The sequence below is a fragment of the Paenibacillus sp. FSL R7-0272 genome (genome assembly GCF_037969905.1).
Lineage (GTDB): Bacteria > Bacillota > Bacilli > Paenibacillales > Paenibacillaceae > Paenibacillus > Paenibacillus polysaccharolyticus.
The window spans coordinates 2,669,769-2,689,576 of sequence record NZ_CP150221.1; the positions used below are offsets into that span (position 1 = coordinate 2,669,769).

Genomic DNA, 19,808 nt, shown 5'->3' on the forward strand with positions numbered 1-19,808 from the left:
ATCACAACCGGGGGCTTAGCGATTCCAGTTAGGCCTCCCTTTCGTTTAATTTATAAGGAAGGGGCACGCAGATGAGTGAAGCACAGCGAACAAATCATAAAACATTGACCAAACAGAACAGGAAACTCGTTATTGCTCCGTATCTGTTCATACTTCCGAATCTCCTGATCTTTAGTACATTTATTGTCTTTCCCTCTTTATTGGGGCTGTACTATTCATTCCATGTCTATGATGGGTTGAATCCGATGAAGTTTAATGGGCTGGACAATTATATGAAGATTCTGACGGATCAGGAGTTCTGGTCAACCATAGGACGAACAGGCGTTTATGCTGTCATTGTTGTTCCGTTAATTTATGCAACGGCTTTAGGCATTGCGTTGTTGCTAGCGCGTGAGATTCGGATGCGCGGTTTCTTCAGAGCTATCTTTTACTGGCCGACCATGATTTCCTTTATCATTGTAGGTTTAACCTGGAAGTGGATTTTCGGAGATTCTTTCGGCATTCTGAATCATCTGTTAACGATGGCAGGTGCAGAACCCGTAGGCTTTCTAACTTCATCTTTCTGGGCCAATACGGCCGTTATTGTAGCGACGGTATGGTCACGAGCAGGATTTTTCATGGTCATTTTTATTGCGGGGTTACAAGCTATACCCACAGATTATTATGAGGCCGCTCGCTTGGATGGAGCAACGGGCACCAAAGTTTTTCGTTATATTACCTTACCACTACTGAAGCCGACAAGTTTACTCGTGGTTATGCTTTGTCTGATTGACGCGTTTAAAGCCTTCCCACTTATGTTTGCGCTTACAGGCGGTGGGCCAGGTAAAGAGACGACCTTTATTGTTCAATACATTTATGAGATTGGATTTAACAGGCAGGAATTAGGTCTGGCCAGTGCCATGTCCGTTATTTTGTTTATACTTATTGGCGGTTTCTCGGCGCTTCAATTCCGCTTATCGAAAGGAGGAGCTGTCTGATGGTGATGAAACCTATGGCCAAAATTGCAATCTACAGTATATTGAGTGTGGCTGCAGTGTTATGGCTCCTGCCTGTACTATGGGTTGTGATCTCTGCTCTGAAAACCAATAGCGATCTATACAGCTTTCCTCCTAAATTGTGGCCAGATCCAGTGACCTTCGAACATTTTAAGGCGGCATTCAAAAAAGGTGATTTTGGCTTGTATTTTATGAATAGCACGATCGTCACGATATCTTCAACGTTATTGCTGTTATTGATCAATTCCATGGCAGGGTTTGCACTCGCAAAATATCGCTTCCGTGGAAGCTCCATTATACTTATTGCTTTTATCTCAACACTTATGATCCCGATTGAGGTCATTATGATCCCAATCTTCAAAGTGCTAAGTGCACTTGGTTTATATAACAGCCTGCTTGCCATCATCATTCCGCCTGCAGCAACGCCGACAGGTGTGTTCCTTATGCGGCAATATTTGCTGACCGTACCGGATGAGTTGTTAGAAGCGGCTCGTATGGATGGAGCTGGCGAATGGAAAATTTACTGGAGCATTATTCTTCCGATAGCCAAGCCCATTCTGGCTGTACTTGCGATCTTTTCTTTTATGTGGAGATGGGATGATTTCGTATGGCCGTTAATTGCAATCAGTGATCCATCCAAATACACCATTCAGCTGGCGCTCTCTAATTTTATTGGGGAATACAATGTCGATTGGGGAAGCCTGCTTGCGATGTCCGTTATTACGATGCTTCCGGTCTTAATTGTATTTATGGTTTTCCAGCGTTATTTTGTCAGCGGTATGATTACTTCAGGGATGAAAGGATGAGTTAAATGATAGAATCCACCCAGGGCGGGACGGAAACTTTAAATTACAAGCCGATGAAACTAGGCGGAGATCAAGTGATCAATCATTGGTTGATCAATGGTATATATACGGAGCCTGTTGCGTTTGTTCCAACAACGATGGAGGGAGATATTAATGATTGGCTTATCGATGGATTTGCTATTCACGAAAACCCGTGCAGGCAGGAGTTTGTTGAACATAGAAGATCACAGCCTGTATCCCGATTTTTCGATCAATGGAGTGAGTTCCCGAGTCCGGGAGATCGATTTCGTGGAGAACAGGTTGAAAAGCCATGGGAGATTTATTCTCCCTGGGGTAATCCGCGAGTAGAGAAATCAGGTTTCTGGTTTGTACCCACTCATCTACGTAGCTATGCCGCGACACGTCTGGTCTCTCCAACCGCTCATAAGGCGTCATTCCGAATCAAAACGTATGGAAGCCTGACACTGTGGATCAATGGAGAACAGGTCACGGATTTTACGCCACTTGTTCGTAACAAGGAGCAGGAAATCGTGATTCAAGCCGATCTTGTAGCCGGAATCAATGAGATTTATGCCTGCTGGGAGGATCTGGCTGAACGAGATACGATGTATGCTTTTGCCTTAGAATACCTTGGAAAAGAAGAATTGCAAGTTTCGTTGCCTATTGCTTCCCATTTGGTAGAGCCTGTGCGATCCGCCGAGCGTGCTCTGGAACAAGCTTACTTTCCTTCGGATATTTTTAAAGGCGAACAGATTAAACTGAAGCTTCCGCTTTCCTTGCCAGATATCGTCAGAGAGGTACGTGTTGAGTATGGCAATTTCTTTGATGGCACCGAAAATAAGACGATACAGATCGCCGAGAAGGAAGCGGATCTGGTTCTGGGACATACCAATGAAATTGGACATCATTACGTCTATTTCACGCTGACCCTTTCGGTTTCAAACGTAGTGCTCACCAAAAAGTTTGGCTGCCAATCCTACGATACCCGATATGATGAGGCTGCTCAACAAGCCAAGGATATTGAAGCCCGCAAATTGCTGGCTCTGAAGTGTATTGCCGAGAAGGGTAGCTCAAACATTCACACAGCGATCGCTATGCTAAAAACAAATGGCAATGTGCAAGACGCGGAGACCATGTTGTTAGAAGGTGTGGAGGGCATTGAAGAGCGGAAGGATTGTAGTGATTTTTATCTCGTAGGGTTGTTCCGGCTATGGAGAGATGAACGAGATAGCGGGTTGTTCAGTGAAGCATTCTGGGAGCGGGTAAAAGCAAGTATCCTGAATTATCGGTATTGGATCGATGAACCTGGCGATGATGTGATGTGGTTTTTCAGTGAGAATCATGCTTTGTTGTTCCATACGAATGAACTGTTAGCGGGGCAAATGTTTGGGGAAGAAATGTTCACGAATAGTGGTGAATCCGGTGCAGTACATCGTCAGAAGGCAGAGCAGAGGCTTGCTTTATGGTTTGAGCGTTTTATGGAAGAAGGATTGGCTGAATGGAATTCTAGTGCGTACATTCCCATTGATGCCGTTGGACTCTTGCATATTTACGAGTTTGCTCAGAATGAACAACTTAGAGAGCAAGCGAAAAAAGCAATGGATTTGTTATTTTATTATATTACGATTCAGATGCATCAAGGGGTAATGTCCACCACGTTTGGGCGTAGCTACGAGAAGGAATTGCTGGGGAGTTATGCCGCGGGGACAACGTCAATGTGCTGGATCGGTTATGGTGTAGGTCATGTGAACAATTATTCGATTAGTAACGTGGCTCTGAGTTTATCCGATTATATCCCTCCTGCGGCTTATCAGGAACATCTATTGCTTGAGGAAAATGAACAGTTAACGTTTACCAATCAGCAGGGCAAGGGAGGGTATGCCAAACTCTATCATTATCGAACAGCGGAGTACGCTTTATCTTCCATTATAAACTTTAGACCTGGAAAATCAGGTTATCAGGAGCATGTTAACCATCTGTCCCTGTCGCCAGAGGCGCAGGTATGGGTGAATCATCCCGCAGAGATATACAAACATGGGGATGGTAGACCTTGTTTCTGGGCTGGAAATGGTATTTTGCCTGACGTTGTTCAGCATGAAGCGATCGCTTTGATGATGTTTGATATTCCGGCAACGCATACTTCGGATTGGACACATGCTTATTTTCCTACGTCATTTTTCACGACATGGGAGAAACATGAGAATTGGTATTTTGGCTGTCTGAATAAAGGGTATGTGGCTCTATATGCAGCCAATGGAACGAGCATGGAGAAGAACGGAGTGACCAGAGAGCGTGAGCTTGTTTCCCCCGGATTGCGTAATGCCTGGATTATCAGAGCAGGCAATGAATCGCAATTCGGATCATTTAGCCATTTTATAGACCAAGTTCGTTCTTCCAGCCCGCAATTCGACAGTACTTCTCTGACGCTTAGCCTGACCGATCCGATATACGGTTCCGTTCAGTGGGGAATGAACAAACCTTTATTTGTCCAAAGAGAGGAAATCGTACATGCAGGTCATGGTGTTATGGGACAGTTGCATCTAGATAACATCAAACGTTGAATCGTGTGCAATAAAATCTGGGGAGTGAAACAATCATGCTGAATCAAGATATGCTTATGGAGAAAATAAGCAAGGTATCAGGTGCGATGAAATCGATGAAAAACACAAGCATCAACGAACAGTTTCCCATTGGACTGATCGACATTCATCTATGGGAATGGCCTCAAGGGGTCGGACTTTACGGTCTCCTTCAGCTCTATGAAGCAACCAACGATGCTGAAGTGCTTCGTTTTCTTGAATCCTGGTATGATGCCAGGCTGATGGAGGGACTACCCGAGAAAAATGTGAATACCTGTGCACCGTTGCTTACTTTAATGACACTAAGCCAGCTGACCGGAAACAATGAGTACGAACGTGTCTGTGAAGAATGGAGCAGCTGGATTATGGATGAACTGCTACGGACCGGAGATGGTGCGTTTCAGCATATGATCACGGGAGATGCAAATGACGGACAGATTCTGATTGATACCCTTTTTATGACGGTGTTGTTTTTGGCCAAAGCCGGAGTGCACTTTAAGAAACAAGCCTATGTGGAAGAAGCCAAGCGGCAATTCCTTGTGCATATTAAATATCTGTACAATAAACAAACCGGATTATTCTATCACGGCTGGGATTTCAATGAAAACCATAACTATGGTGCTGTTCATTGGGGAAGAGGAAATGCATGGTATACGGCCGGAGTGATGGATTTTCTAAATATCATTCCCATTGAAGATGGGCTCAAGGCTTATCTGCTGGATACAGCGACTGCGCAAGTCAGAGCACTTAGCAAGCTGCAGCATGAGGATGGCATGTGGCATACGGTACTGGATGATCCAGACTCCTATAAAGAAACGTCCGCAACGGCGGCGTTTGGATACGGAATTCTCAAGGGAATCCGGTACGGCTACCTGGATGAATCCTATCTTGATACGGGGATGAGGGCGCTTGAAGCCGTGTTGCAGCATATTGATGAAACCGGAGTCGTACAGCAAGTATCTTATGGAACACCTGTAGGGCATGATGCCCAGTTTTATAAAGAAATACCGATTAGTCCGATGGGCTATGGACAAGCGTTGACGTTATTTATCCTCATTGAGGGCTTGCGGTCTTCAGTCGTTGCAGAAGTGTCTTAAAAAGATAATACTCTCTACATGATTCGATAAAATTTCACCCTATAGCGAAGCCCTCTGAAAGGCTATTTCTATAGGGTGATTTCAATTCGTTACTATTCAGATGGAAGTATAGTTTGGTTGATTTCCTTTATCCCGGTATTAATAAAATTCTCAACAGGAAGTTCCTCGCTTGCACGCAGCAGCGTCTCAATAATTTTTGTTCCCCATACCTGCTCATTTTGCGAAATCACGGTTGATATCTGCCCATTTGACAGTCCTTTTTCACTAATTGAATTGCCACCGAAAGCGATTAGATGCCGGTTCAAGCCTTTGGCTTTCCAAACAAGGGTAGAGGCGGAAACGGATACAAAATCCAGCCCCACCACTGCATTAAAATGGGGGTGTGCATCAATCATGGATTCAATATCGTTGACCGCTCGATCTTCATTGCCTTGATTGTATCTGACTTCCAAAATTTCGATGTCAGTGTCATTACGAATATAATCAATGAATCCGTCCAGACGTTGCTGTAGACCAACCATCTCTTCCATACCACTTTCGACTAGAATCATGCCTTCATTATTCAGGAGCCTGGCTGTGGTCTGAGCAAACTGTCGGCCCGTTAGATAATTATCCGCTCCAACATACGCCATTCGATCGCTGGAAGGTGCATCCGATTCAAATGTAATCACCGGAATACCTGCTGCCGTAGCTTTATGAATGACCGGTGTAAGCGCGGCAATATCAATAGGAGCGATGGCAATTCCGTCAACATGTTGTTTGATCATATTTTCCAGAATGCGTATTTGCTGTTCGGTACTTGCTTCGTCTGGCGCGTTGACGGTAAGCGTCACATGATGTTTTTCAGCAGATTGTGTAGCATCCATTGTGATCATCTCATATGTCGGATAGGTCATCGGATAGATGATTCCGAAGGTTTTGTTTTTGGACGCGGATGCTTCCTCAGCTGTAGCAACATATTGGCTTACTTCCTGATTTTTGGGATGTGAATCACCTGAATCCGAATGGATCGTTGAACTCGAAGGGGCTCTCGTGCAAGAGGTTATCGATGATGCAAGCAAGATTAACAACAAGAACCAGCCAGCACTTTGGAGCTTACTCATACATCGGCTCTTTTCTCATGTCCACAGATGATTCATCGGGTACCACGGCCCCCCGTGTGCGATATTCCTTGGGCGTAAATCCGGTTGTCTTTTTGAATATATTTGAAAAATAGTGTGGATCGTTATATCCAACCTTGAATGCAATCTCAAATGTCTTGTTGCTCGTTGTTTTCAGCAGTTCTTTGGCTTTGCCGATTCTCACTTGGGTTAAGTATTCCGTTATGGTCTGACCGGTTTCCTGGCTGAAAATTTTACTGAGATGGCTTGGGCTAATACGCACATGTGCTGAGATACTCTTCAAGGAAACCTGCTCGTTATTGTATTGCCCAGACACATACGCTTTGACCTGATCAATGACATCACTGTATTTGCCAGAAGATGCTGCTCTTCGCTGCCATAATTGATCGAGCAGATCACACAAGTATCGGGTACAGGCTTCCCAGCTTGTAATTCCCCGAATCATCTGTTGCAAGCTCCGAATGTTTTCGTCCGGGTCAGCGCCCATACGAAAGATTTGATTCGCGATACGGAAGGATTCAAGAGTAAGATCGTTTAACAAATAAACGCCATACGACGAAGAATTCCAGTCCATCGACTGTAATGGAGCTGCAAATTCTTGTACAAAGCTGTCACGTAGATGGGGGTCACCAATCTTGAGAAATTCAAGAAATCGACTGCGATCTAACAAAATATTCATTTTCTCATCCAGGTGAATCTCTCGTAACGAGGCTTTGTTTTGCTGCGTCAAACGCGTGATATATTTGTCTTCATCCGCTTCCAGATAGGAAACATGAATGCCTTGCAGGCGTTCCTGATGACTTCCAATGCCAATAACGACACTGCAGTTGAACTGTTGCTCCAGATCGAGACGAATCTGTCCTCGAAGTTGTTCCAGATAAGCCATAATACGGTTTTCGGAGCTGGATTTAAGCAACAGCACCCGTTCCGTCCGGCTACGAATGTAAGAGAGAAGTTCCACATCAACGCTACAGCATTCCTCCAGAATCCGAAGTGTTTTATTTAATAATAACTCCGAATTTTGAGAATCATCATGGGGTCTGATATCCATAATGACAATGGTGTAGAATTTGGCAGAAAGAGATAGTGAGAGCTTTTTGGCAGAATCGATGGCATCCGATGTACCGATGAGCCCCCCGCACAGATCGGCGAGCAATTTTTCTTTGGTCATCGTAAGACTGGTCAGTCGTTGTTCTTCTTCATCCATCTTCTGGCTGACTTCATGCAATATCTGAAGAAGTTCTGTTGCACTGACGGGTTTAAGACAATATTCAGTAACGCCAAGCCGGATTGCCTCCTGAGCATAACTGAACTCATCATGTCCGCTCATAATAATGATCTTGATATGAGGTTTTTGCGCACGGATGATAGAGGCCAGCTCTAAACCGTTCATAAACGGCATTTTAATATCTGTAATGAGAATATCAGGTGCCCATTCTTCAATTAAGGGTAAAGCCAGCTCTCCATCTGGTGCATCTCCGCAGTAGTGAAAACCTTCCTTTTCCCATTGTACGCTGTTGCGTATATTCTCCCGAATCCCGATCTCATCATCGACAATCATTACCTTTTTCAATGCTGAACCTCCTTGCTTTTGGGGATGCGAATCTGAAATGTACTTCCTTCCATATACGTGCTCTCCATCTCAACACCATAGGATGGGCCAAAATAGAGACGAATGCGATCATGCACATTCAGCAGACCAAACCCGCCGTCTTGCTCATTTTCTTGAGGAGAACGGGAACCAGCAGGTTGATCTAATTTTTCTCTCAACTGTGTCAGTTGTTCGGTGTTCATACCAATGCCGTTGTCACGCACCGTGAGCACAATGCTTGTATCGTCCGAGTATCCCTGAATCGAGATGAGTCCTTGACCCCGTTTGTTTTTGATGCCATGATAGATGGCGTTTTCGATTAGAGGTTGTAGTGTCATTTTCAGAATGGGATACTCTTGAAGCTCATGCTCGACCTTGATTTCGTATGTCAAAATATCGTGATACCTCATCTGCTGAATTACCAGATAATTGCGCGCATGTTCAAGCTCTGTTTGGATCGATACCCAATCAAAGCCTTTGTTCAGACCCAACCGAAAGAACCTGGAGAGCGCCTGAACCAGCTTGATCACACTTTCCTTTTTTTCGGCTTCAGCCATCCAGATGATGGACTCCAGCGTATTGTATAGAAAATGCGGGTTAATCTGCGCTTGCAACGTTCGTAATTCGGCTATTTTGACTTGTTCATTTTCTTTGATGCTTTGGTCAATCAGCGTTTTAATTTTCTCCAGCATGATGTTGAAGCTTTGCCCTAAATCCGCGATTTCGTCCGAACCGGTAGGGGTGACTTTGACCTCCAGATATCCGCTAGCCGCTTTACGCATCTTGTTCATGAGAATTTGTATGGGATGAATGAGTCTGTTATTCAGGAAAAAATATAAAGAAATCGCAAAAAATGCGCTTAATAAAACACTGATGATAATTAGCTGGCGAATGCCATTGGCCTCCGTAATAATTTCTTGAAAAGGCGCAGCTCCGATGATTTTCCATCCCGTCTGCCTGGATGTACTATATACGACAAACTGCGGTTTCGAGCCTGCGGACAAGTTGAAGCTGTCTTGCTCTGCGTGTAGAGGCACGGAATTGATCTGGTTGATGATGGCGAGAGACGCCTCGCCCGCAGGCGGTGTGAAAAGTGTTTTCCCATATTGATCGTTAATATAGAAGAAGCCGGAATCTTTAATTTTCGTCGTTGTCAAAAAATCATCAATGAATGAATCATTCATATCAATCACAATAAAGCCGATGACTTCATGTGTAATGCGTTCCTTGACGGTTGTCATAATTGAAAGCGCATTCTCTTTTGGGTACGCGAATCCATCCAAACGGTTATATTCAGCATAAGGTGCAGCATGAGGAATTCGCAAAATAGCGTTTGGGTACTGTACCAGATACTGAAAATAGGGATTGCGAAGCGGGTTGCGTTCCAGCTTGAATACTCCTTTTCGTTCGCTGATGCCTTTGCCATAGAAGTTAACAAATGAGATGTTGAGTACCTTATCGTATTTGTAGGTTTCACGGTAAAGATTGTAGGTCTGTAAAATAGCCTTGGCTTCGCCATACGACTCGGATTGTGCGTACAAATACTGTAGAACTTGTGGATTCTTGCCCAGTTCTAGTAGCCGCTCCGTATCTTCAAACATGATGTCAATATTTCTGGCAAGCTGGTCCGCAGCCAGTTGGGTGGAGGCTTTGTTGTGATTCGATACAACGGTATATGACTTGTGGTACGAAATTAATCCAACGATAATCAGCGGTACAGAACTGAGGATGATAAACATGCTGAGTAATTTAAGTCTGAGGCTTGAAGCTATCCACCTAACAAGTTTCAACGTATTCCACTCCATCTGAAGGAATCAGGATCTAAAGGTAGCATTATTATAACATGAATTTGAACAATGAAAGCGTATCGCAAAATAGTACACCATTCACTAAAAAAATTACACGTTTATATGACATGTCCTCCACAATTACTAAATTATTACATAAAATTCGCATCACATTCCATGTTAGTAAATGATGTAAGCGTTTTATAATGTGATCACACCACACAAGGTGAACTGAAAAAGGGAGGATCACATGATGCGAAGCAAAAAAAAGTGGGGACTCGCCATCACACTGGCGATGGTTATGCTTGTAAGTACAGCGTGTAACAGCGGTAATGGGGCATCTGGTACAAATCAAGCGAGTTCTGGAGGAGATAGCGGAAGTGCACCTGCGACTTCCAAGACGATTACACTTGGTTTTTCTCAAGTAGGTGCGGAGAGCGGCTGGCGTTCAGCCAACACCAAATCCATTCAGGACTCAGCCAAAGAAGCCGGGTATGATCTGAAATTCTCGGACGCGCAGCAGAAACAGGAAAATCAGATCAAAGCCTTGCGCTCCTTTATTCAGCAGAAGGTGACTGTGATTGCTTTTTCTCCGGTGGTGGAGTCTGGTTGGGATACGGTCTTAAAAGAAGCAAAGGATGCGGGCATCCCGGTCATTCTGACGGATCGCGCCGTAGATTCACCGGATAAATCATTGTACAAGACGTTTATCGGTTCCGACTTTGTAGAAGAAGGACGTAAAGCAGGCCAGTGGCTGAGCGATAAGTATAAAGATGCACAAGAGGAGATCAATATTGTTGAACTGCAAGGTACAACAGGTTCTGCTCCAGCGAATGATCGCCAGGAAGGTTTTATGGAGATCATTGGTTCCAATGCCAAGCTGAAAGTGATCGCGTCCCAATCCGGCGACTTTACACGTGCCAAAGGGAAAGAGGTTATGCAGGCTTTCCTCAAAGCTCATAAAAAAATCGACGTTCTCTATGCACATAATGACGACATGGCACTTGGGGCCATTCAGGCCATTGAAGCTGCGGGTTTAAAACCTGGTGTAGATATCACCATTATCTCGGTTGATGCGGTGAAAGACGGTATGCAGGCTGCAGCAGATGGCAAGATCAACTTCATCGTGGAATGTAATCCGCTGCTCGGACCTCAGTTGATGGAGGCGGTTCAGGCTGTGGTGGACGGCAAAGAGATTGAGCCGCGTATCGTCACGGAAGAAACGACCTTTACATCGGAGCAAGCCAAAGAAGCACTGCCATCACGGCAATATTAAAAGCAGCTGCGGTTAACACCGAAAAGTCATTTTTCGACCTCACTGTCGCTAAATGACTTTTTTCTATCCCAATCGGATGGCCGTTCGAATGCGAACGGCTTCTACAATAAAGGAGAGATGGATGTGGAGGATCATCACGCACCGATCCTGCAGATGACGGGGATCACCAAACGTTTTCCAGGCGTTAAAGCACTCTCTGACGTCAGTTTTCGCCTGTTTCCGGGTGAGATTCATGCATTGATGGGTGAGAATGGAGCGGGAAAATCAACATTGATCAAAGTATTGACAGGGGTATACTCGATTGACGAAGGCACGGTGACGATGGACAGTCGAACGCTTGCCATATCAGGGCCGCTAGAAGCTCAAAAAGCGGGGATTAGTACGGTATATCAGGAAGTGAATCTTTGTCCGAATCTGACGGTAGCGGAGAACATCTATATCGGGCGGGAGCCGATGAAGTATGGCCGAATCAATTGGAAACAGATGAACCAGGATGCGGAGAAACTTTTACGTGAACGATTAAATCTGGTCATCGACGTGAAAGCGCCTCTGCAGTCTTATTCGGTAGCGGTACAGCAACTCATCGCCATTGCAAGAGCACTTAGCATCTCGGCTAAAGTCCTTATTTTAGATGAACCCACTTCCAGTCTGGATAAAAATGAAGTGCAGCAACTCTTCCAGATTATGCGCAAGTTGAAAAGCGAAGGACTGGCGATTCTGTTCGTCACGCATTTTCTTGACCAAGTGTACGAAATGTCGGATCGTCTGACCGTGCTCCGCAACGGGGAACTCGAAGGGGAATACATTGCTGCATCGCTTCCACGTATGGAACTCGTACTCAAGATGATTGGTAAAGAACTCGAAATACTAGAGGATCTTCCTAAGCAAACGATCGAAGGGAAGTCAGAGACAGAAGTGGAGACAGATGCAAGGGAGGTTATGATTACCGCAACGGGATTGGGACGAAAAGGAGCGATCGACCCATTCGATTTAACGATTCGTAAGGGCGAAGTTGTGGGTTTGGCTGGATTGCTCGGATCAGGTCGTACGGAGATTGCTCGTCTGATCTTTGGCGCAGATCGTGCCGACGAAGGCAAGCTGACGGTTGCAGATACAGGTAACTCGGTAAAGTCACCGCGGCATGCGATTGACCAACATATTGCCTTCTGCTCGGAGAATCGCAAAACCGAAGGCATCATCGACGATCTGACGATCAGGGAGAATATCGTTCTTGCCTATCAGGCGACACGGGGCTGGTCGAAGCCTATTTCGCGCAAAAAGCAGGATGAGCTTGCGGAGAGATATATCAATCTGTTGCATATTCATCCTAAAAATCCGGAGCAGCTGATCAAAAACCTGAGTGGTGGCAATCAGCAGAAAGTATTGCTTGCGCGTTGGTTATTGATGAATCCCGATCTGTTGATCCTGGATGAGCCTACACGCGGTATTGATATCGGGGCGAAGGCGGAAATACAGAAGCTGGTGCTCTCATTGTCGAAGCAAGGCATGGGTGTTCTGTTTATTTCGTCGGAGCTGGAAGAAGTGATTCGGGTTAGCGACCGGGTAGCGGTGTTGCGAGACCGGAAAAAAGTAAAAGAGCTCAGTGGAGAAGAGATCAATAAGCAGCAAATTATGAAAGCGATGGCAGGAGGTTGACGTCATGATGAGCAGGATGCGAAAACATCATTTGTTTTGGCCGTTATGTATGCTCGGTTTACTTTTATTATTTAACTTGATTTATTCACCCGATTTTTTCTCGCTTGTGATACGTGAAGGCAATCTATATGGCAGTTTGATCGATATTCTTAATTTCGGCGCACCGCTGATTCTGGTCTCCATAGGTATGACACTGGTCATCGCAACCGGCGGTATTGATCTGTCCGTAGGTTCGATTGTTGCGATCTCGGGGGCAATGGCTTGCATGACGATCAGCAAAGGAACAGATCAAAGTTCACTTTGGCTTGTTCTGAGTGCACTTGCGTTATCGATTGGTCTTTCGCTTGTTCTTGGTGTGTGGAACGGAGCGCTGGTATCCGTAGCTCGAATCCAACCCATTATTGCAACGCTCATTCTTATGGTGGCTGGCCGAGGTGTTGCGCAACTAATCACCGACGGACAGATTATAACGGTGTCCAATGCACAATATCAGTACATTGGCGCGGGTTCACTTGCGGCGTTACCTTTCTCAATTTTCATCGTACTGACGGTACTGCTTATTGCTGTACTTCTCACGAGAAAAACAGCACTGGGGCTGTTTATTGAGTCGGTGGGGAATAACGCACGGGCGAGCCAACTTGCTGGCATTCGTTCCAAAACGGTCATCCTTGCCGTGTACGTGTTCTGTGGTCTCTGTGCCGGAATTGCCGGACTGATTCTCAGCTCCAACGTATCCAGTGCGGATGGCAATAACGCCGGCCTGTGGTATGAGCTGGACGCTATTCTAGCCGTCGTGATCGGTGGAACTTCACTGAATGGTGGACGTTTCTATCTGATGGGTACGGTGGTCGGTGCGCTGATTATCCAGACCTTAACGACAACCATCTACATGATTGGTGTACCGCCTGAGGTTACACTCGTTGTCAAAGCCTTTGTTGTGCTCGCCGTATGTCTAATCCAATCCGATGCTTTCCGCAAGACCATGGCAGATCGCCTGAAAAAGCGGAAGTTTCCAGCTGAACAAGGGGTGAATCGCCATGTATCTTAATCGAAAGCTGCTCCCGGTTCTGGTCACCTTTGGCTTACTGGCTGTTATGATTGCCATTGGCTCGTTCCGTTACACGGGTTTCTTTTCCACACAAGTACTGTTTAATCTGTTGATTGACAATGCTTTTCTCATTGTGACGGCGATTGGCATGACCTTTGTCATCGTATCCGGCGGCATTGATCTGTCCGTCGGTTCGGTCATTGCACTGACCACGATTATTAGTGCGAGTTTGGTTGAAAAACAAGGCTGGTCGCCTACCGTGGTCATTCCCATGGTGCTCATAATGGGTGCGGTGTTTGGTACATTGATGGGAGCCATCATTCATTATTTTAAAATTCAGCCCTTTATCGTGACACTCGCCGGTATGTTTCTGGCAAGGGGACTCTGTTATGTCATCAGTACCGACACCATTACGATTACCAACTCGTTCTATACGGACGTTGCACAAGCCAAGATTCCGTTACCTGGAGGCAGCTTCGTTTCCGTTAATGTAATCATAGCTCTGATCGTCTTATTGCTTGCCATCTTCCTTGCCCACTACACCCGTTTTGGACGCAATGTGTACGCCATTGGCGGAAGTGAGCAATCGGCCATGCTGATGGGTTTACCTGTAGCACGCACCAAAATTTTGGTGTATACCTTCAGTGGTTTTTGCTCTGCACTGGCAGGAGTTGTATTTACATTCTATATGTTGTCGGGTTATGGATTACACGCCATGGGTCTGGAGCTGGATACGATTGCAGCGGTAGTTATCGGGGGGACATTGCTGACGGGTGGCGTTGGTTACGTAGCTGGCACGTTCCTTGGTGTATTGATCCAGGGGGTTATCCAAACTATAATTAGTTTCGAAGGCACGCTCAGCTCCTGGTGGACGAAAATTGTGATCGGTTTGATGCTGTTTGTCTTTATTTTATTCCAACGACTTCTCAGTGAACGGCGAGTATCCGCCAAATCATTGCATTAACCCACTTTATAACCATTGGCGAGTTGAATTTCTCAACACACATTTAAGAAAAGCACGTCAGATCAGATTGTAGTGAGAGGCTGGCAGACTTGGTTGGTATAAATGATGTTAGAGGGGGAGGGAATTGGTGAAAACAAATGCGATTTGGTTGTGTGTACTGCTACTGATACTGTTATGTCTTTCAGGCTGCACCCTGGTTGAGTCCGAGTCCAAACCTCTTCCTGTCCCTTCAAACGTTGAATCTCTGCCCTCGTTAGAGGAATGGATGGAATCAGCGGAATATAATCTGCCTTCCAAAGAACCGATTATATTGGGCTTTTCGCAACTGGGTACGGAGAGTGCCTGGCGTATCGCCAATTCCACCTCCATTCAGGATGCCGCCAAGGAATCTGGAATTACCCTTATTATAAAAAATGCAGAGCAGTCTCAGACGAAACAATTTGAGGCTGTTCGTTCGTTTATCAAGCAAAAGGTAGATGTAATCGCTATTGCACCCGTGGTGGAATCCGGCTGGGATGACATTCTGCAGGAAGCGAAGCAAGCCGGAATTCCCGTAATCATCGTAGATCGGTCCGTTGACGCTAAAGATACCTCTCTGTTTGTAACGACGATCGGCTCGGACTTCTATGAAGAGGGTGTGAAAGCCGGAAAGTATATTCAGGATCGGCTACGGAATATGCCAGGAACGATTCGCATTGCTGAATTGCAGGGCACAAGTGGATCAACGCCGTCTATCCAGCGGGGAGAGGGCTTTCGAAGCATTTTAGGGGATAAAGCTCAGATCTTGTTCTCGCAAAGTGCCCCTGCTGATTTCACAGAAAACAAGGGCAGGCAAGTGATGGAAGGTTTTCTTCAGGTTCGGGAAGAGGAGCGACCACAAGTCCTTTTTGCGCATAATGACGAGATGGCTTTTGGTGCTATTCAGGCGATTCAGGATGCTGGCTTGAAACCTGGTGAAGACATCATTATTGTGTCGGTAGACGGATCACGGAAAGCACTGCAGAGTTTGGCGGACGGGCAGATTAATGCCGTGGTGGAATGTAACCCGTTACTTGGACCTCAGTTGATGCAAGCTACCAAAGAAATTATGGCAGGGCGCACACTTCCCAAACGCATGGTACCCCGAGAGGATATTTTCACACAAGAAAGTGCGAAGCGTGAGATGCTTAATCGAAAATTTTGAGCGGTTAGAGTTTATAAAAATCCTGTTGGACAATCCCGACGGGATTTTGCATTTTTATTGAAGATGGCATATAGTATTTACCCGATATGATTTGATGTGAAGGAGTGAGTGTATGATCATCATGATTAATGGTGCGTTTGGTTCCGGTAAGACCTCAGCAGCGAAGGCGCTACAGCCAAGAATTGAAAATAGCATGATCTATGATCCCGAAGAGATTGGTTATATGATCCGAAAGCTTCTGCCTGAGGAATATCGGGAAGAACAGGAGCGCACCGATGATTTTCAGGATATTGAACTCTGGAAAGTGTTGACGGTGAACGCTGCGAGAGAGGTGAAGCAAAAATACAATAAACATCTGATTGTTCCCATGACGCTCTACAAGAAAGCAAACTTTGATTACATTTATAGTTGGCTAAAGAAGATTGATCCGGACCTACATCATTTTTGTCTAACGGCTGAACTAGAGACGATATATAAACGTCTTGCCAAGCGTGGAGATGAATTCGGCGGATGGCAATATCAACAGGCTCCGAAGTGTGTTGAAGCGTTCAAGGAAGCTGCATTCGAAACCCGAATTGCGACAGATCATCTGGCAACAGATGAAGTGATCGATATCATTTTGCAGAAAGTGAAAGGGTAAAACTAAGAGGAGGCAATATGAAAAGAGGCATACGATTTCAAATTCCAAATGAATATGGGAGCTTTTTGGGAGAAATCCTGAAACCGATCAAGATCGCGGATTATGACTGGTTTGTTGGCGGGGAAGAGTCCTATTTAGTGGTTAAGAATAGCTTGGGAGAGAGTCTTTTTCCAGACCGGGTTATGGGCATGGCAGGAGAAGAGTTGCAGACAATGATTGATGATAACAAGTATTATTTGATTTTTGCCAATCTGAAAGCCTATCCGAGAGGTACAGCAATTATAGATATAGAGACATATGAAGACTATGCAGAGAGTGATTGTCAGCTTGCATTGCTTGTCGTAGATAGCAGTTACGTTGCGGTATACATTAAAGATGCTGAAATACGGGAAGAAATGCTTGAGCATATCAAGAGAATAGGATACGAAGCGCTGGATTATATTACGGATGATAATGACGTAAGAACAAAACTGTCCGTCTGGTGATAATTGCTGGAAGTTCGGGATCATATCATCCTGAAGTTGGATAGACTATGACATATTTTAGGATTAGAATGAGATGTATTGAATTGTAAATGAAGTTAGATGAAGTCCTTTGGAAATGTGAATGCGTTTACAAGTAAGGGGTGTAACTATTGTCGGATTATTATTGGGATAACCAAATAGAGTATCTGAGAAATACACGCTGGCTTTATTATAACGATGATTATCTCGAATTTTTGGTTGAACGCGTTTGGAAGATTAAGCAAGCTGTACATATGATTGATTATGGATGTGGTTTTGGTTACATGGGACTGAAGTTACTCCCGCTCCTGCCTGTTGGCTCAAGGTACACGGGAGTAGATCAAGGATCAGAACTGATTAAACATGCGAAAGAACTCTACGCACACACAACTTATCAGGCTGAATTCATAGAAGGTGACATTGAAACGGTGCAGGTCGAACGAGCTTATGACATCGCGATAAGTCATGCTTTTTTGTTACATATGACAGAACCACGTGTGATATTAGAAAAGATGATTGGCAGTGTGGTGGATGGAGGCCGAGTGATTTGTTTCGAGCCACACTGGATTGCCAACATGGCGAGTTATGCAATAGACGGTATGGAGCAGTCCAGCATTGTGCAACTGGGCGTACTTCAGAAGTTGTATGAGCAGGCTGCCGGAGAGAGTGGCAAAGACGGGAATATAGGAATGAAGATTCCGACACTGCTCAGTCAGCTTGGTGTTAGAGGCGTGGAATGCCGAGTAAGCGATCGTGTGAACTTTTTAGATCAACAGATGGATGAACCGGATAAACATACGTTGTATAACGCGTTAAAAGAAGAAGGGTTAGGGGCTGTCCCGGGTAACCGAGAAGAAGTCATTGCCCACCTTATTGGACGAGGATTAACTTCCGAGGAAGCCACACATCAGTATGAGGCAGAAGAGAGATTTGCCAGGGAATTCAATAAACACACGTATATGACGTATGCTCCAAATATGAAAATTACTAGCGGAATTGTAATGGGATAAATTGAATGTATACCGAAGAAAGGCAGTGAAATTATATGGTGTCTACAGCAATACTTTCACAAGCTTCTCAATCCTTTGGCATTGCTCCGGACTCACTGGTTTTAGTAAGTCAATCCACGAATATGGTTTACAAATACCATCAGCAAAATAAAACATATTTTCTTCGGTTATCGGAGAAACCGGCAGCTTATGAAACATCTATTCAGGCAGAAGTTCACTGGGTTCGCTATCTGGTATCCAAGGGGGTTCGTGCATCATTACCCATTCTTACAGTAGAAGGCAAGCTGACTGCTGTATGCCGTGATCAAGAGAAATGTTATGTTGCCGCGGTATTTGAAGGAGCGACCGGATATTTTTTTGATTATGACTGGAGTGTATGGGATACGGATTTATTTACTCGATGGGGGAGCGTGATGGGCAGATTACACCATTTAACACAAAGCTATCAACCCGAAGATCCGAGGTTAGTCAGAGCGGACTGGGCGCCACTGGAACTGGAGAATCCACATCTGCATACAGGTGACTATGCCTTGCTCCTAGGGAAGCTTCGAGCAATGGAGCAACAACTGACGGATTTGCCCAGAGAGGCCGAAGGTTATGGCCTAATTCATTATGATTTCCATCCTTATAATTTTTTGATTGATCAGGGTGAGCTTAATGTCTTTGACTTTGATGATGCGATACGCGGCTGGTATGCTCTGGATATTGGGATCGCGGCTACACATGCGGTGTGGTGGGGGTCACATGATCCGAAGTGGGGAACGAAGGATGAGTTCGCGAAGACGTTTCTGACCGCTTTTCTGGAAGGGTATGTGCAACAACAGCCAATAAGTCAGGAATGGATCGCTCGGATTCCTTTATTCATGGAGTACCGAAATATAAGTTCATTCTTCTGGTGGTTGAAAGATTGGAACGGAGATGAAGCGAGCTTATCTGAACATCAAAAAGGGGCTATCGCATCAACAGTTAATTTGATCCAAAATGATCTAACGTTTGAAGGTTGCCGTTTTAAACTATAGAAGACCAAATGGAGATGTTAAATCTAGGAGTGGTGTATAGGATGGAGACAGAAAGGCTTATATTTCGTGAATATACTAAAAATGATTTTGAACATTTATATATGATGACAAGTGAACCAAATGTGATGAAATACATTCGCCACGGAAATCCATGGACAAAAGAAGAAACGATGCAGACACTAGAGAAGTTTATTCAATGGAACAAGGCAGGCAAAGGACTTTTGCTTGCCTTTAACAAAGAAGATCAGCAGCTTGTTGGAACGTCTGGATTGATACCGCAAGTGATTGATGGAACCGATGAGCTGGAAGTCGGTTATTGGGTGCGAGAGCCCTATTGGAGACAAGGCTACGGGTATGAGCAAGCTAAAGCCTGGAAGGAGTACGGTTTGCAACAAGGAGAGAACCGTTTGATTTCCTTGATCCAACACGGAAATGCAGGCTCGATGCGAGTTGCGGAAAAGAATGGCATGACTCATGAGAAGGATGTCGACATCATAGGGAAACAAGTTGCCATATTTTCTATCGAGGTGTAG

The 19,808-nt window shown here is 45.0% G+C and carries 17 protein-coding genes; 14 read left to right on the forward strand and 3 right to left on the reverse strand.

The annotated features are described in order from the left end of the window. The first annotated feature begins 71 nt into the window (after positions 1–71). The 4 genes from MKY23_RS11965 to MKY23_RS11980 are packed head-to-tail and all read left to right on the forward strand — an operon-like array spanning position 72 to position 5,477. The gene (locus MKY23_RS11965; RefSeq protein ID WP_339838247.1) at positions 72–977 is read left to right on the forward strand and encodes a sugar ABC transporter permease; all 906 of its coding nucleotides are present in this window, start codon (positions 72–74) and stop codon (positions 975–977) included. Continuing rightward, a complete protein-coding gene (locus tag MKY23_RS11970) occupies positions 977–1,801 on the forward strand; it encodes a carbohydrate ABC transporter permease (RefSeq protein WP_154886269.1) in 825 nt (274 codons plus the stop codon). Before MKY23_RS11965 ends, MKY23_RS11970 begins: the two co-directional genes overlap by 1 nt. Positions 1,802–1,806: 5 nt before the next feature. After that, a complete protein-coding gene (locus tag MKY23_RS11975; RefSeq protein WP_339838251.1) occupies positions 1,807–4,362 on the forward strand; it encodes a hypothetical protein in 2,556 nt (851 codons plus the stop codon). A 35-nt stretch (positions 4,363–4,397) separates the two neighbouring features. Further along, positions 4,398–5,477, forward strand: a complete 1,080-nt coding sequence (locus tag MKY23_RS11980; RefSeq protein WP_339838254.1) for a glycoside hydrolase family 88 protein — start codon at positions 4,398–4,400, stop codon at positions 5,475–5,477. A gap of 92 nt (positions 5,478–5,569) precedes the next feature. On the opposite strand, the gene MKY23_RS11985 is transcribed toward MKY23_RS11980, so the two are convergent. From MKY23_RS11985 to MKY23_RS11995, 3 genes are read right to left on the reverse strand one after another with little or no spacing between them, the layout of a single operon-like run. Then, on the reverse strand, positions 5,570–6,580 hold the full coding sequence (locus MKY23_RS11985; protein WP_339838257.1) for a substrate-binding domain-containing protein: 1,011 nt from the start codon (positions 6,578–6,580) through the stop codon (positions 5,570–5,572). After that, the gene (locus MKY23_RS11990; RefSeq protein WP_339838259.1) at positions 6,573–8,171 is read right to left on the reverse strand and encodes a response regulator; all 1,599 of its coding nucleotides are present in this window, start codon (positions 8,169–8,171) and stop codon (positions 6,573–6,575) included. The genes MKY23_RS11985 and MKY23_RS11990 overlap by 8 nt, the downstream gene beginning before the upstream one ends. Then, positions 8,168–9,928: a sensor histidine kinase gene (locus MKY23_RS11995; RefSeq protein WP_339838262.1), complete on the reverse strand. Its 1,761-nt coding sequence runs from the start codon at positions 9,926–9,928 to the stop codon at positions 8,168–8,170. The genes MKY23_RS11990 and MKY23_RS11995 overlap by 4 nt, the downstream gene beginning before the upstream one ends. A gap of 298 nt (positions 9,929–10,226) precedes the next feature. On the opposite strand from MKY23_RS11995, the gene MKY23_RS12000 reads away from it, so the two are divergent. The 10 genes from MKY23_RS12000 (at position 10,227) to MKY23_RS12045 (ending at position 19,808) form a co-directional block, all read left to right on the forward strand. Further along, positions 10,227–11,252 carry an ABC transporter substrate-binding protein gene (locus tag MKY23_RS12000; protein ID WP_251503159.1) on the forward strand — a complete coding sequence of 342 codons (1,026 nt, stop codon included), beginning with the start codon at positions 10,227–10,229 and terminating at the stop codon, positions 11,250–11,252. 123 nt (positions 11,253–11,375) lie between these two features. After that, positions 11,376–12,908 (forward strand): sugar ABC transporter ATP-binding protein, encoded by a 1,533-nt coding sequence (locus tag MKY23_RS12005; protein WP_312027657.1) that lies wholly within the window; start codon positions 11,376–11,378, stop codon positions 12,906–12,908. A 4-nt stretch (positions 12,909–12,912) separates the two neighbouring features. Further along, positions 12,913–13,956 (forward strand): ABC transporter permease, encoded by a 1,044-nt coding sequence (locus tag MKY23_RS12010; RefSeq protein WP_154886263.1) that lies wholly within the window; start codon positions 12,913–12,915, stop codon positions 13,954–13,956. Next, entirely contained in the window at positions 13,946–14,920 is a 975-nt protein-coding gene (gene yjfF / locus MKY23_RS12015) for a galactofuranose ABC transporter, permease protein YjfF (RefSeq protein ID WP_154886262.1), read from the forward strand. Before MKY23_RS12010 ends, yjfF begins: the two co-directional genes overlap by 11 nt. A 127-nt stretch (positions 14,921–15,047) precedes the next feature. Next, positions 15,048–16,103, forward strand: coding sequence for an ABC transporter substrate-binding protein (locus MKY23_RS12020; protein WP_339838267.1), 1,056 nt, complete (start codon positions 15,048–15,050; stop codon positions 16,101–16,103). A gap of 112 nt (positions 16,104–16,215) precedes the next feature. Beyond that, complete coding sequence (locus tag MKY23_RS12025) at positions 16,216–16,743, forward strand: AAA family ATPase (RefSeq protein WP_339838270.1); 528 nt, start codon at positions 16,216–16,218, stop codon at positions 16,741–16,743. A 17-nt stretch (positions 16,744–16,760) separates the two neighbouring features. Continuing rightward, positions 16,761–17,228, forward strand: coding sequence for a DUF2691 family protein (locus tag MKY23_RS12030; RefSeq protein ID WP_336122435.1), 468 nt, complete (start codon positions 16,761–16,763; stop codon positions 17,226–17,228). A 149-nt stretch (positions 17,229–17,377) separates the two neighbouring features. Then, the gene (locus tag MKY23_RS12035; RefSeq protein WP_154983800.1) at positions 17,378–18,256 is read left to right on the forward strand and encodes a class I SAM-dependent methyltransferase; all 879 of its coding nucleotides are present in this window, start codon (positions 17,378–17,380) and stop codon (positions 18,254–18,256) included. 35 nt (positions 18,257–18,291) lie between these two features. Continuing rightward, entirely contained in the window at positions 18,292–19,275 is a 984-nt protein-coding gene (locus MKY23_RS12040; protein WP_154983799.1) for a phosphotransferase, read from the forward strand. Positions 19,276–19,316: 41 nt separating this feature from the next. Next, positions 19,317–19,808 (forward strand): GNAT family N-acetyltransferase, encoded by a 492-nt coding sequence (locus MKY23_RS12045; protein ID WP_154983798.1) that lies wholly within the window; start codon positions 19,317–19,319, stop codon positions 19,806–19,808.

Bases quoted from the DNA above. Each gene is read 5' to 3' on its own strand.
- MKY23_RS12030 (WP_336122435.1), top strand. From the start codon at position 16,761: ATGAAAAGAGGCATACGATTTCAAATTCCAAATGAATATGGGAGCTTT.
- MKY23_RS11995 (WP_339838262.1), bottom strand. From the start codon at position 9,928: ATGTTTATCATCCTCAGTTCTGTACCGCTGATTATCGTTGGATTAATT.
- MKY23_RS11975 (WP_339838251.1), top strand. From the start codon at position 1,807: ATGATAGAATCCACCCAGGGCGGGACGGAAACTTTAAATTACAAGCCG.
- MKY23_RS12040 (WP_154983799.1), top strand. From the start codon at position 18,292: ATGGTGTCTACAGCAATACTTTCACAAGCTTCTCAATCCTTTGGCATT.
- MKY23_RS11970 (WP_154886269.1), top strand. From the start codon at position 977: ATGGTGATGAAACCTATGGCCAAAATTGCAATCTACAGTATATTGAGT.
- MKY23_RS11965 (WP_339838247.1), top strand. From the start codon at position 72: ATGAGTGAAGCACAGCGAACAAATCATAAAACATTGACCAAACAGAAC.
- MKY23_RS11985 (WP_339838257.1), bottom strand. From the start codon at position 6,580: ATGAGTAAGCTCCAAAGTGCTGGCTGGTTCTTGTTGTTAATCTTGCTT.
- MKY23_RS11980 (WP_339838254.1), top strand. From the start codon at position 4,398: ATGCTGAATCAAGATATGCTTATGGAGAAAATAAGCAAGGTATCAGGT.
- MKY23_RS12000 (WP_251503159.1), top strand. From the start codon at position 10,227: ATGATGCGAAGCAAAAAAAAGTGGGGACTCGCCATCACACTGGCGATG.
- MKY23_RS12010 (WP_154886263.1), top strand. From the start codon at position 12,913: ATGATGAGCAGGATGCGAAAACATCATTTGTTTTGGCCGTTATGTATG.
- MKY23_RS12025 (WP_339838270.1), top strand. From the start codon at position 16,216: ATGATCATCATGATTAATGGTGCGTTTGGTTCCGGTAAGACCTCAGCA.
- MKY23_RS12045 (WP_154983798.1), top strand. From the start codon at position 19,317: ATGGAGACAGAAAGGCTTATATTTCGTGAATATACTAAAAATGATTTT.
- yjfF (WP_154886262.1), top strand. From the start codon at position 13,946: ATGTATCTTAATCGAAAGCTGCTCCCGGTTCTGGTCACCTTTGGCTTA.